The sequence below is a fragment of the Aeromonas sp. QDB18 genome, assembly GCF_027705325.1.
In the GTDB taxonomy this organism is placed as follows: Bacteria; Pseudomonadota; Gammaproteobacteria; order Enterobacterales; family Aeromonadaceae; genus Aeromonas; species Aeromonas caviae.
Map to the genome: position 1 here is coordinate 1 of NZ_JAPDBQ010000131.1, position 12,301 is coordinate 12,301.

11 protein-coding genes are annotated in these 12,301 nt (G+C 62.2%); 4 read left to right on the forward strand and 7 right to left on the reverse strand.

The window, feature by feature from the left end; all coding sequences use genetic code 11:
* Positions 1–127: 127 nt before the first annotated feature.
* Entirely contained in the window at positions 128–2,881 is a 2,754-nt protein-coding gene (polA, locus tag OKC30_RS16535; protein WP_160838543.1) for a DNA polymerase I, read from the reverse strand.
* Between the two features lie 400 nt (positions 2,882–3,281).
* Between polA and elbB the strand changes: the two genes are divergently transcribed.
* On the forward strand, positions 3,282–3,932 hold the full coding sequence (elbB, locus tag OKC30_RS16540; RefSeq protein WP_160838545.1) for an isoprenoid biosynthesis glyoxalase ElbB: 651 nt from the start codon (positions 3,282–3,284) through the stop codon (positions 3,930–3,932).
* Between the two features lie 72 nt (positions 3,933–4,004).
* Here elbB and OKC30_RS16545 read toward each other — a convergent pair whose 3' ends face one another.
* The 4 genes from OKC30_RS16545 to fieF all read right to left on the reverse strand — a co-directional run bounded on the left by OKC30_RS16545 (position 4,005) and on the right by fieF (position 7,437).
* The gene (locus tag OKC30_RS16545) at positions 4,005–4,214 is read right to left on the reverse strand and encodes a cell division protein ZapB (RefSeq protein WP_010672454.1); all 210 of its coding nucleotides are present in this window, start codon (positions 4,212–4,214) and stop codon (positions 4,005–4,007) included.
* Between the two features lie 221 nt (positions 4,215–4,435).
* Complete coding sequence (locus tag OKC30_RS16550; RefSeq protein WP_160838547.1) at positions 4,436–5,716, reverse strand: hypothetical protein; 1,281 nt, start codon at positions 5,714–5,716, stop codon at positions 4,436–4,438.
* 21 nt (positions 5,717–5,737) lie between these two features.
* The gene (cysE, locus tag OKC30_RS16555; RefSeq protein ID WP_010672452.1) at positions 5,738–6,517 is read right to left on the reverse strand and encodes a serine O-acetyltransferase; all 780 of its coding nucleotides are present in this window, start codon (positions 6,515–6,517) and stop codon (positions 5,738–5,740) included.
* A gap of 8 nt (positions 6,518–6,525) precedes the next feature.
* Positions 6,526–7,437 (reverse strand): cation efflux pump FieF, encoded by a 912-nt coding sequence (gene fieF, locus OKC30_RS16560; protein ID WP_160838549.1) that lies wholly within the window; start codon positions 7,435–7,437, stop codon positions 6,526–6,528.
* Positions 7,438–7,524: 87 nt separating this feature from the next.
* Between fieF and OKC30_RS16565 the strand changes: the two genes are divergently transcribed.
* From OKC30_RS16565 to trmL, 3 genes are all read left to right on the forward strand, one after another.
* On the forward strand, positions 7,525–8,220 hold the full coding sequence (locus OKC30_RS16565; protein WP_010672450.1) for a response regulator: 696 nt from the start codon (positions 7,525–7,527) through the stop codon (positions 8,218–8,220).
* Positions 8,217–9,572 (forward strand): ATP-binding protein, encoded by a 1,356-nt coding sequence (locus tag OKC30_RS16570; RefSeq protein WP_270666750.1) that lies wholly within the window; start codon positions 8,217–8,219, stop codon positions 9,570–9,572. Before OKC30_RS16565 ends, OKC30_RS16570 begins: the two co-directional genes overlap by 4 nt.
* Before the next feature lie 70 nt (positions 9,573–9,642).
* The gene (gene trmL / locus OKC30_RS16575; protein ID WP_039041146.1) at positions 9,643–10,107 is read left to right on the forward strand and encodes a tRNA (uridine(34)/cytosine(34)/5-carboxymethylaminomethyluridine(34)-2'-O)-methyltransferase TrmL; all 465 of its coding nucleotides are present in this window, start codon (positions 9,643–9,645) and stop codon (positions 10,105–10,107) included.
* Between the two features lie 31 nt (positions 10,108–10,138).
* On the opposite strand, the gene dinF is transcribed toward trmL, so the two are convergent.
* On the reverse strand, positions 10,139–11,509 hold the full coding sequence (gene dinF / locus OKC30_RS16580) for an MATE family efflux transporter DinF (protein ID WP_160838551.1): 1,371 nt from the start codon (positions 11,507–11,509) through the stop codon (positions 10,139–10,141).
* 14 nt (positions 11,510–11,523) lie between these two features.
* Complete coding sequence (locus OKC30_RS16585; RefSeq protein WP_160838553.1) at positions 11,524–12,150, reverse strand: SCO family protein; 627 nt, start codon at positions 12,148–12,150, stop codon at positions 11,524–11,526.
* Between the last annotated feature and the right edge of the window lie 151 nt (positions 12,151–12,301).

Here is a 12,301-nt window from a genome sequence, read left to right on the forward strand (position 1 = left end):
CATGCCTCCCTCATTTTTTAGCCCTGATACTACGTGGACTGGAACTCAAATTCTCTTAAGTGAACAGCATTGCGGCATGATGCCGGGCTTCTCTGCTTATATAGCTAGCCAATCACTGTGGTCAGGATCAGTGGGCCTGATCCCAGTTGTCACCAGTACCCGCTTCCACGACCAGCGGCACATCCAGTTCGGCCGCACCCGACATCTTCTCCTTGATGAGGGCGATGTACTCTTCCAGCTTCTCTTCGCGGATCTCGAACACCAGTTCATCGTGCACCTGCATCAACATGCGGATCGACTGGTCTTCAATGCCCCGGATCCAGCCATCCACGTTGATCATGGCCCGCTTGATGATGTCGGCAGCCGTACCCTGCATGGGGGCGTTGATGGCGGCCCGTTCGGCCGCCTTGCGCAGGCCCGCGTTGCGAGACTTGATATCCGGCAGATAGAGGCGACGGCCAAACAGAGTCTCCACATAGCCCTGGGCGTCCGCCTGCTGCCGGGTACGCTCCATGTACTCCAGCACACCCGGGTAGCGCTCGAAGTAGAGATCCATGTACTTCTGCGCTTCGGCGCGACCGATCCCCAGCTGCTTGGCCAGACCGAAGGCACTCATGCCATAGATGAGACCAAAGTTGATCGCCTTGGCACTGCGGCGCATGTCGCTGGTCACCGCATCAAGCGCGACCCCGAACACCTCGGCGGCGGTCGCCTTGTGGATGTCCTTGCCCTCGGCGAAGGCGGTCAGCAACCCCTTGTCACCGGAGAGGTGGGCCATGATGCGCAGCTCGATCTGGGAGTAGTCCGCCGCCACCAGCTTGTAACCGGCGCACGGAATGAAGGCCTGCCGAATGCGGCGCCCCTGTTCGTTGCGTACCGGAATGTTCTGCAGGTTGGGATCGGTGGACGAGAGCCGACCGGTCGCCGCCACCGCCTGATGATAGGAGGTGTGCACCCGCCCGGTCTGCGGCTTGATCATCAGCGGCAGCTTGTCGGTGTAGGTGGACTTGAGCTTGGCCAGCCCACGGTGCTCCATCAGCAGTTGCGGCAGCTCATAGGTCTCCGCCAGCTCGGCCAGCACCTCTTCCGCAGTGGATGGCGCTCCCTTGGGGGTCTTTTTGATGATCGGCAGCCCCAGCTTGGTGAAGAGGATTTCACCCAGCTGCTTGGGCGAGGAGAGATTGAACTCCTGCCCGGCCAGCTCGTGGGCCTGCTTCTCCAGCTCTGCCAGACGCACTTCGATCTCCTGACTCTGCTGATGCAGCAGCTTGGGCTCGATGGTGGTACCGAGTCGCTCCATCCGCGCCAGCACCGGCAGCAGGGGCAGTTCGATCTCGCTGAACACCTTGGCGAGACCCGGTTCGGCAGAGAGCTTGCCCCACAGCGTCTGATGCAGACGCAGGGTAATGTCGGCATCTTCCGCCGCGTAAGGGGCCGCCTGCTCCAGTTCAATCTGGTTGAAGGTGAGCTGCTTGACCCCCTTGCCGGCGATCTCTTCGAACGAGATGGTTTCGGCGTTCAGATACCTGCGGGCCAGGGAATCCATGTCGTGGCGGCTGGCGGTGGAGTTGAGCACATAGGATTCGAGCATGGTGTCGTAGGCGATACCCTGCAGCTCGATGCCGTGGTTGAGCAGTACATTGCGATCGTACTTGAGGTTCTGCCCCACCTTGAGACGGGCCGGATCTTCCAGCAGCGGCTTGAGCTTGCCCAGCACCAGCGCTTCGCTCAGCTGGACAGGCGCTCCCAGATAATCATGGCCGAAGGGCACGTAGGCCGCCTTGCCCGGCTCGATGGCAAAGGAGACGCCAACGACGCGCGCTTCCATATAGTCGAGACTGGTGGTCTCGGTGTCGAAGGCAAACAGCGGCGCCGCCTGCAACCGTGCCAGCCACTCGTCGAATTCGGCCTCATCCAGGATGCAGCGATAGTCGGTTTCGATGGCGGCTGCCGGGGCGGCGCCTTCCTCATCACTTTCGGCTTCGCTCTCCTCAGCGCCACCGGACTCCAGCTCTTTGATCAGGTTGCGCAGCTCATACTCGCGATAGACCGCCAGCAGAGCCTCTTTGTCGATGGGGCCAAGCTGCAACTCTTCCAGGCTCTGTTCCAGCGCCACGTCGGTCTTGATGGTGGCCAGCACATAGGAAAGGCGCACCTGCTCTTCCTGCTCGCGGAACTTGTCGGCGAACGCCTTGGAGCCACGGAAGCCGAGCGCCGCCACCTTGTCGAGGTTGGCGGCGATCTCGTCGATGCTGCCAATCCCCTGCAGCAGGGCCAGTGCGGTCTTCTCGCCGACACCTGTCATGCCGGGAATGTTGTCCACCTTGTCCCCCATCAGCGCCAGGTAATCGATGATGAGCTCGGGCGGTACGCCGAACTTCTCGATCACCCCTTCCCGATCGGTCTTCACATCCTTCATGGTGTCGATCAGGGTGACATGGTCGGAGACCAGCTGCGCCATGTCCTTGTCGCCGGTGCTGATGAGCACAGGCAACTGTTTCTCGGTCGCCTGACGGGCCAGGGTGCCGATCACGTCGTCAGCCTCCACCCCTTCGACCATCAGGAAGGGGAAACCCATTGCCTTGATCATCTGGTGAATAGGGGCGACCTGGCTGCGCAGATCGTCCGGCATGCTGGCGCGTGTTGCCTTGTATTCGGGATAGATGTCGTCACGGAAGGTCTTGCCCTTGGCGTCGAACACCACGGCCACGTGGCAGTCAGGGTACTGCTTGCGAAGGCTGCGCATCATGTTGGCCATGACACGGACGGCGCCGCTCGGCAAGCCGGTCGAGGTGCGCAGATCGGCCTGCTGTGAGGCAAAGAAGGCGCGGTAAAGATATGAAGAGCCGTCGACCAGAATAAGAGGATTGCTAGAGGCCATGAAAATCGTCCTGCCAAGAATAAACAGCCGCTAGGATGCCACAGGGCCCGCACCACACCAAGGGGACTCCCACCATCACCCCGGCGCACCGGTGGGGCATATTGCTGTGGATAACTCTGTGCTCAAAAATGGCACCATTGCATCACAGCCGTGACAAAGCTGTGGATTAAAACAAAAATATCTTTTAAAACATTGCGTTGAGAACATGAAAACTCAACATGACACACTCATCATGATCTCGATCAATGTGGAAAAAAATTCAAGGGGGGTACTGAGGCAGGATCCAAAACGAAACAATCCTAGCACAGGGAGATGACTTGACCAGCGGAGGTCGAACGATAACCATACAAAAGTACAACAATCTACCCTGGCTCACATTTTCAACAACGAGGAGTCTGTCATGAAAAAAGTGGCCGTGATCTTGAGTGGTTGTGGCGTGTTTGACGGCGCCGAAATCCACGAGGCCGTCATCAGCCTGCTGGCACTGGCCCGTCAGGGAGCATCCGTTCAATGCTTCGCCCCCAATGTCCCTCAGCTTCATGTCATCAATCACCTGACCGGCGAGGTCAGCGAGGGAGAGAACCGCAACGTGCTGGTCGAGGCGGCCCGCATCTGCCGCGGCCAGATCAGGGATGTAGCTGAACTGGATGCAGCCGACTTCGACGCCCTGCTGGTGCCGGGCGGCTTCGGCGCCGCCAAGAACCTGTGTGACTTCGCCATCAAGGGCGCAGAGTGCCGCATCCAGCCGGATGTGCTGAAGGCCTGCCAGAGCTTTGCCAGAGCCGGCAAACCGGCCGCCTACATCTGCATCGCACCGGCCATGATCCCGCTCATCTATGGGGCAGGCACCCTGGCCACCATTGGCAACGACGAGGGCGCCGCCAACGCCATCGAAGCCATGGGTGGCAGTCATCTCGACTGCCCGGTGAGCGAGTTCGTGGTGGATCAGGAGCGCAAGGTCATCTCCACTCCTGCCTACATGCTGGCCAACAATATTGTGGAGGCTGCGGACGGCATCGAGAAGACCGTCAAACAGCTGCTGGCACTCTGATTGCCCGGCAGACCAAAACAAGCGGGCCGCTCAAGGAGCGGCCCGCTTTCATTCCGGTCAATCTAGACGGGATCAGATGGCATCGCCCATCTGGTCCATCTTGCCCAGCAGGGCACGCAGACGCTCTTGCCAGGCAACGTGCTCGTTGCGCAGTTGGTGGTTTTCGTCTTGCAGCTTGCTGTTCTGCTCTTTCAGCTCGTCCAGCTCCATCTTCAGCAAGGAGATGTTGTCGACGGCGGATTGTACTTTGGATTCGAGTTGCTCAAGGACTTCTAGTGACATATGCATACCTGTATGTTCAATTGCGATGCCCCACAGAGGGCGATTCAAGCGCGTGGAGCCAGCATACCCTGATGCGCTCGGCACAAACAAGCCAGCACGTTGCAAAATGCGCCCTGCGGCCCGGTATTGCTTAAATATGCGTCGGTTTTTCTCGCAGGCAGCAGGAACCTCGATCCCGGGCGTCCGCCGTGGCACAACCCGCCCTCCTGCCGATGCCGCCATCAGCCATGCAAGGCGATGAAGCCCCCCATCATCAGACAGGCCACGGCGTACATCAACAGGCCGTAGAGCAGGTTCCAGCGCAGCAGCAGCCCGGCGCTCAGGTTGTAGCGGGACGCCAGCGCCAGATTGGAGCCGGAGAGCGGGCTCGTCCCGGTCGCCAGCCCCCACCCCATGAGGAAGCACATGCCAAGCAGGCTGGGATCCGGTGCCAGCGGCCAGAGCAGCGGCGCCACCCCCGAGATGCTGATGAGAGGATGCACACCCACTATGGCCACTAGGAAGATCAGCAGCAGGGTCAGGCAGGCTTCCAGCCAGCCGAAGTGGTTGAACAGCGGCAGGCCGTGGCCACTGCCAAAGTCCAGTACTGACAGCGCGCTGTTGATGCCAGCCGCCAGCAGGCCGGCCCCCAGAAACAGCACAAGCTGGCCACCGATCGCCGGGAAGCGCTCCACCACCTGGCGCTTGAGAGCAGCCCCTCGCCCCGCTTGCGGCATGAACAGCAAGGCCAGCAAGGGCGCCACTAGGGCGATCACCGCCAGAATGCTGAGTCCGGGCCAGAAACGGTGGATCACCAGCACCAGCAGTGCCAGGGTCACCGGTAGCCCCAGGGTCTGGAGCCGCAGCGGATAACCTTCAAAGGTCTCCACGCCGAGCCGCTCTACCTGCCAGGCCGTCAGCCCCATGGCCAGCAAGGCCGCCAGTATGCCAAAAGGCAGTATGCTGCCCAATTGCAGACCCGGTGCATAGGTGAGGGCCACTGCCATGGCGACGAAGAAGGGGGACCAAAATGCAGCCGCACAGAAGATCCGGCTCAGCACCATGACCTGACGCCGCTCCAGCGTCCCGTTGCGCTCCAGCCGATCGCCGATGATGAAGAGCACCGAAAGATTGATGACGGCCCCCAGTAGATTGAGGCTGGCCATGGTGCTCCACAGCCCCTTGCGACCGGACCAGGAGGCGGTGCCGCTCAAGAGGCCGGAGGTAGCCAGATTGAGGGTGCTCACTGCGGCAAACATGGTCAGCATGTTGATGTTCGGCAAGAGCCAGTCACCTGGGCTGAGGCTGGCCCCCCGCCACCAGGAAAAGAGCAGCAGCAGGAGCGCCGCGCCGTAGAGGGCCAGCGCCTGGCGCCGTGCGGCACCCACCAGCCAGGGCCAGGTGAGCAGGGAGGCGGCCCAGGCCGCGATGGCGGCGGGCCAGGGGGATAAGTCCAGATAGAGGTGCAGCAGGTTGAGCAGCCACATCCCCAGGATCAGAAAGCCTGACCAGCGCTTGACCATACAACGGCCTCGGTCAGGGGATCAGAGGCACTGATCCATGTCCAGGGAAGGTTTGTCGCACTCGGGGCGGCCCACAATCCTGGCGGGCACGCCAGCGACCGTGGTGTGAGGCGGCACCGGGTTGATCACCACGCTGCCGGCACCGATCTTGGCACCGACGCCCACCTCGATGTTGCCGAGCACCTTGGCCCCCGCCCCTATCATCACCCCTTCCCGGATTTTGGGGTGACGATCGCCACTCTCCTTGCCGGTACCTCCCAGAGTCACACTCTGAAGGATGGAGACGTCGTTCTCGATGACGGCGGTTTCGCCGACCACGATACCGGTGGCATGGTCAAACATGATGCCCTTGCCGATGCGGGCGGCCGGGTGTACATCCACGCCGAACACCACGGAGATCTGGTTTTGCAGATAGAGCGCCAAGGCACGGCGTCCCTGACGCCACAGCCAGTTGGCCACCCGATACCCCTGAAGAGCATGGAATCCCTTGAGGTAGAGCAGCGGGGTGGAGAAGAGGTCGACCGCCGGGTCGCGATCCTGCACCGCGCAGATGTCGGCGGCCACTGCGGCCAGCAGCTCGGGCTCGCTGCGCAGGGCCAGCTCGATCACTTCCCGCAAGGCGATGGCAGGCATGGTGGTGCTGTCGAGCTTGTTGGCGAGCTGGAAGCTCAGCGCCGAGCGCAAATCCCGGTGATTGAGAATGGTGGAATGAAAGAAGCTGGCCAGCATGGGCTCCTGGGCCGCCATGCTCTGCGCTTCCTGCTGAATTTTTTGCCAGGTTCTGGCAACCAGATCATCCATGTTGCAGCCTACTGTTGTTCAGGGTGAGTGCTTTGTCGTTCTTGTGTCAGCACCGAGATGGGGTCCATGTGAATGATCACATCCATCCGCTCGAAGGCCTGGCGGACGGCCAGTTCAGCCTCGTCGGCTATCTGATGGGCCCTGACCAGAGGCAGTTGATCATCGAGTTCCAGATGCAACTGCACGAAACGGGTCGGCCCGGATTGGCGGGTACGCAGGTCATGTACGCCATGCACCCCCTCTACGGCACAGCAGAGGGCCATTATTCTCGCTTGTTCCTCCTCTGGCAACTGACGATCGAGCAGGGCCTGCACCGATTCGTAGCCGATATGGACACCCCCCCACACCAGGAACAGACCGATCAGAATGGCAAACAGGCCGTCGGCCCAGTACCACCCCTGCCCCGCCAGCACCAGTGCCACCAGCACGCCGCCATTGAGCAGCAGGTCGGAACGGTAGTGCAGCATGTCGGCCTTGATGGCCACACTGTTGGTCTTGCGGATGACAAAGCCCTGGAAGCTCACCAGCAGCAGGGTCAGCACGATGGAGCCGACGCTGACCCAGATCCCGGCCTCCAGGCGCACCACGGGCACCTGATTCAGCATCGACGAGATGCCGTGCATCACCAGCAGCAAGGCGGACCCCGAGATGAAGGCCGACTGCACCAGACCCGCCAGGGACTCCGCCTTGCCGTGGCCGAAGCGATGCTCTTCGTCGGCAGGGGCCAGCGCATAACGGATGGCCAGCAGATTGATGAGAGAGGCGCTGATGTCCATGAAGGAATCGGTCAGGGATGCCAGCAGGCTGGATGAATCCGTCATCAGCCAGGCGATCAGTTTGCCCAGGATGAGCAGGGTGGCGGTGGTCACAGCGGCCATGCTGGCCAGGGTGACCCAGCGGGAATAGTGTTGGTGGCTCAAAACCGGCTTTCCTCCGACGCGTAAAAACTTATTATACCCTGACCCGGACGTCAGTTTGGCGTGCAAAATCAACAGAGTGACTCCCAGATGAACAAAATACTCCTGGTCGACGACGATCTCGAGCTGACCCAGCTGCTCACCGAAATCCTGACCCTGGAGGGGTTTGAGGTCACCGTCGCCGAGGATGGGGAAGAGGGATTGCAGCGACTGGCAGAACAGGCATTCGACCTGGTGCTGCTGGACGTCATGATGCCCAGACTCAACGGTTTCGCGATGCTGACCCGGCTGCGCAAGACCCACGACACCCCGGTGTTGATGCTGACCGCCCGTGGCGACAGCCAGGATCGGGTCAACGGGCTGGAGGCCGGTGCCGACGACTATCTCGCCAAGCCGTTCGACGACAGGGAGCTGCTGGCCCGGGTGCGCGCCATCCTGCGTCGAACCCAGAGCCAGGCTCCCCAGCGCGGCGGCAGCTCGGAAGAGGTTCGCTTCATGGATCTGGTGCTGCAGCCCGGCCTGCAACAGGCTCGCTGCGACGATCAGTTGCTGGAACTCACCGCCACCGAGTTCGGCCTGCTGGAGTGCCTGCTGCGCAATCCGGGCCAGATCGTCAGCAAGGGCCTGCTCTCCGAGCAGGTGCTGGGCAAGAAGCTCGAACCCTTCGATCGGGCCATCGACATGCACCTGAGCAACCTGCGCAAGAAGCTGCCGGAACGGGCCGACGGCCAGCCCCGCTTCAAGACGGTGCGGGGACGAGGCTACCTGTGGCTGGAGCAGGCATGAAATCGGCCCGCACCTTCAACGGCCTGTCCACCCAGATCTTCCTCTGGTTCTGGTTCATCCTGCTGCTGGTCGTGGCCGCGGTGGTGATCCTCCCCACCCTGGACCCCCGCAACATCATCCCGCTGCCGGCCCACGAGATCACCCGTCTCAACAACAACCTGGCGGCGCTGCAACGGGGCGCGGATCCCGAGCAGGATTTCGATCTGGCCAAGGCCATCGATGCCGCGGGCCTCTTGCCGGTGGACAACATCTATCTACGCGATGCCAAGGGGCAGATGCAGTCCAGCACCCGGCTGAGCAAGTTCGTGATCCGTTTCATGCTCGACTCGGACAACCCGGCCAAGCCCATGCTGGGCAGCGAACACCAGCGCGCCATCGCCGGCCCCTTCCAGATGGTCCATCACGGCCAGACCTATCACGTCTATTTCGGTCTGAACGTCGAAAACTCCTACCTGTTCCTCTTCATCCAGATCCTGGATCACCCCATCCAGATCCTGGGCATCGCCATGCTGGTCAGCACCCCGCTCTGTCTGTTGCTCGCCTGGCGCCTGACCCGCCCCATACTGCAGTTGCAGCAGTCGGTCTCCCAACTCGCCCAGGGCAACCTGGAGATACAGATCCCCAACCTGGGGCGGCGCGACGAGATAGGCCAGCTGGCCGAACATGTCAGTCGCATGGTCGATACCCTCAAGGACATGATCCAGAAGCAGAAGCAGTTGCTCTCCGACATCTCCCACGAGCTGCGCAGCCCCCTGACCCGCATCCAGCTCGCACAGGCGCTGATCCGCCGCAAGCAGGGGGACAGCGCCGAGCTGGCGCGCATCGAAGGGGAGATAGCCCGGCTCGACAAGCTGATAGGGGATCTGCTGGATCTGTCGCGGGTGCAGCAACATGTGGAGGCGCCGGTGACGCTGCCCCTGGCGGAGCTGCTGGAGCCCATCCTGGACGATGCCATGTTCGAGGCAAACCAGAACGGCAAACAGCTCAGGCTCCCTTCCCTGCCCGCCGAATCCCTCACCATGTGGCCGGAGCTGCTGGCGCGCGCCCTGGAAAATCCCCTGCGCAACGCCCTCAAGTATGCCCGCGAGTTCATCAAGGTGGACTGGTACCGGGAGGGACGGGAATGGGTGATGACCATACGGGATGACGGCCCTGGCGTGCCGGTGGAGCAGCAGCCCCGGTTGTTCCTGCCCTTCTTTCGGGTGGACGATGCCCGCAACGCCAAGACCGGGGGCACTGGTCTCGGCCTTGCCATCGCCGCCGAGGCGATCCAGCGTCATGGGGGGACCATCCGGGCCAGCAGCAATCAGCCGACCGGACTGGTCATCACCATCCATCTGCCCATGCCCTGACCTCCCCCTTTTCATCGGCACGGGTGCTGGGTATGCTGGCGCCCGTTTCGCACCAGCCCAGGATCCTTCCATGCTCGATATCGTGCTCTACCAACCGGAAATCCCCCCCAACACCGGCAACATCATTCGCCTCTGCGCCAATACCGGCTACCGGTTGCACCTGATAGAGCCCCTGGGGTTCGAGTGGGATGACAAGCGGGTCAAGCGGGCCGGGCTCGACTATCACGAGTTTGCCGACGTCAAGCGCTGGCCTGACTATGAGGCGTTTCTGGCGGCCGTCGCCCCCCAACGGGTCTTTGCCTGCACCACCAAGGGACGCACCGCCCACTCGGCGGCCCGGTTTGCCCCCGGTGACGCCCTGCTGTTCGGGCCCGAGAGCCGAGGCCTGCCCATGGAGATCATCGAGAGCCTGCCATTCGAGCAGCGGCTGCGCATTCCCATGCTGCCCCAGAGCCGCAGCATGAATCTGGCCAACGCCGTCGCGGTGTTCGTCTACGAGAGCTGGCGACAGTTCGACTATTCAGGCTCGCTCTGACCGCTGACGATATTGGCAAGGTGGCCAGGATTCAGACTGACTGCGCCGTCTCCTGCCCCGCCAGCAGCCGTCCATCACGCTCCAGTCGCCAGCAGAGCCAGCCCAGCGTCAGGCCACGACCGGCCATCAAGGCACTCATGGCGGCCCACAGGGCCGCCACACCCCATCCCTGGCAGAACCACCAGATGGGAAAGAAGCCGGCAAACACCGCCACCAGCATGCTGTTGCGCATCTCCCGGGCCCGGGTGGCGCCGATAAAGACCCCGTCCAGCAGGAAGCACCAGACCGCCAGCAGCGGCATGGCCACCAGCCAGGGAAGCTGACGTTGCGCCTCGGCGATCACCGCCGGTATGTCGGTAATGTGGCGGATGAGCCAGTGGCCCCCCAGGGCAAACGAGAGGGTGAATGCCAGTGCGATCAGCAGCGCCCAGCCCAGATTGAGGACGATGGCCTCTCGCAGCAGCGGCCGATCACGCCGCCCGATGGCGCGTCCTACCATGGCTTCCACCGCATAGGCAAATCCATCCAGCCCGTAGGAAATCAGCATCAGGAAATTGAGCAGCACCGCATTGGCGGCCACCGCCACATCCCCCAGCCTGGCCCCCTGCAGAGTCATGAACACGAAGCAGAGTTGCAGGCAGAGGGAGCGGATGAAAATATCCCGGTTCAGGGCGAGCAGCCGCAGCAGGGCCGGCCACTGGCGCCAGCGCTGCCAGGCGTTGTGCCACACCCCGGGATCAAGTCGGCGCAGATGCCGGCTCACCAGCCAGAACCCCACCCCGAGCGTGCTGTAATCCGCCAGCAGGGAAGCTGCGGCCACCCCTTTCACCTGCCAGCCCAATCCCAGCACGAACCAGGCATCCAGCACCATGTTGACGAGATTGCCCAGGATCAGCAGCAGCATGGGACTGCGTGCATCCTGCATGCCCAGCAACCACCCCATGATGACCAGATTGCACAAGGCCGCCGGGGCGCTCCAGACCCGCACCGACACATATTGACCGGCATAGGTCTGTACCTCGGAAGAGCCGCCACCGAGGGCGATGATGGCAGGCAGGAACGGCAACAACAGGAGCAACAGCGCCATGCCCAGTCCGATCGCCAAGCCCAGGGCCCGCGCCAGGGTGTCGAGCTGCCCTTCGGCATGGGCTGCACCCTGAGCCTGGGCGGTCAGCCCTGTGGTGGACATGCGCAGGAAGCCAAGCAACCAGAACAGCAGATTGATGAAGGTCGCACCGACCGAGACGCCGCCGAGAAACCAGGCCTGGCCAAGATGACCGATCACCCAGGTGTCCACCAGCCCCAGCAAGGGCGTGGTGACGTTGGAGAACACCATGGGCAGGGCCAGGGCGAAGACGGCCCTGTGGCGGCGAGGATCCTTCAGCCAGGCGGGAATCAGCATGGTGCGCGCCGGGCTCACTCGCCAGCCAGCCGCACGATGCGCGCGAAGTCGGCCACCATGGCCTGCATGTCCACGTGGGGCACCTCACCCGGTGCCACTTTGGGTCGGAAGGTGGCCACCAGCTTCCCCTCGGGGTTGATCAGCACGATGGAGGCGGAGTGGTCGATCAGGTAATCCTTGCGATCCCCTTCCACGATGGAATAGACCAGCCCCAGATTGCGGACCAGAGGAAAGAGGGCACTGTGAGGTGCTGTCGCCGCCTTGAACTCGGGCTCGAAGAAGGCGGTATAGCTTTTCAGGCGGGCGCTGTCATCCCGCTGGGGATCCGCCGAGATGAATACCACCTGGCTAGTGGGGGCTATCTTCTTCAACGCCGGATAGACGCTGCGCAGATCCGCCAGCGTGGTCGGACAGACATCCGGGCAGTAGGTGTAGCCGATGAACAGAAAGCTCCAGTGTCCCGTCAGGTTGGCAGGGGTAAAGGGCTGTGCATCCGCATCCGTGAGGGTAAACGGGTTGATGTCTCGCCCCGCCGGGTAGTAATCGGCCTGTTCCGGCACCGCGGGCTGACTCCAGTAATAAGCCGCCGCAATGGCGCCGATTAACAGCAAAAGCAGCAGGTAAAAGCGTGGTTTAACCATATAAAACAAAGCCTTGCTTATGTTAGAAGCCCTAGGGGCAAAACCGGTAGGGGTCATTGTAACCCGCCCGCCCCGTAACCGTTCACCGGCCCCGGCTTGACTAAGCCGAGGTCAGGTTGAATACGTCAGGATAAGGCTGGCCCGTCATGAC

What these genes read in the sequence shown, in the direction of transcription:
- polA (WP_160838543.1), bottom strand. Translation starts at nt 2,881, where the DNA reads ATGGCCTCTAGCAATCCTCTTATTCTGGTCGACGGCTCTTCATATCTT.
- elbB (WP_160838545.1), top strand. Translation starts at nt 3,282, where the DNA reads ATGAAAAAAGTGGCCGTGATCTTGAGTGGTTGTGGCGTGTTTGACGGC.
- OKC30_RS16545 (WP_010672454.1), bottom strand. Translation starts at nt 4,214, where the DNA reads ATGTCACTAGAAGTCCTTGAGCAACTCGAATCCAAAGTACAATCCGCC.
- OKC30_RS16550 (WP_160838547.1), bottom strand. Translation starts at nt 5,716, where the DNA reads ATGGTCAAGCGCTGGTCAGGCTTTCTGATCCTGGGGATGTGGCTGCTC.
- cysE (WP_010672452.1), bottom strand. Translation starts at nt 6,517, where the DNA reads ATGGATGATCTGGTTGCCAGAACCTGGCAAAAAATTCAGCAGGAAGCG.
- OKC30_RS16565 (WP_010672450.1), top strand. Translation starts at nt 7,525, where the DNA reads ATGAACAAAATACTCCTGGTCGACGACGATCTCGAGCTGACCCAGCTG.
- OKC30_RS16570 (WP_270666750.1), top strand. Translation starts at nt 8,217, where the DNA reads ATGAAATCGGCCCGCACCTTCAACGGCCTGTCCACCCAGATCTTCCTC.
- trmL (WP_039041146.1), top strand. Translation starts at nt 9,643, where the DNA reads ATGCTCGATATCGTGCTCTACCAACCGGAAATCCCCCCCAACACCGGC.
- dinF (WP_160838551.1), bottom strand. Translation starts at nt 11,509, where the DNA reads ATGCTGATTCCCGCCTGGCTGAAGGATCCTCGCCGCCACAGGGCCGTC.
- OKC30_RS16585 (WP_160838553.1), bottom strand. Translation starts at nt 12,150, where the DNA reads ATGGTTAAACCACGCTTTTACCTGCTGCTTTTGCTGTTAATCGGCGCC.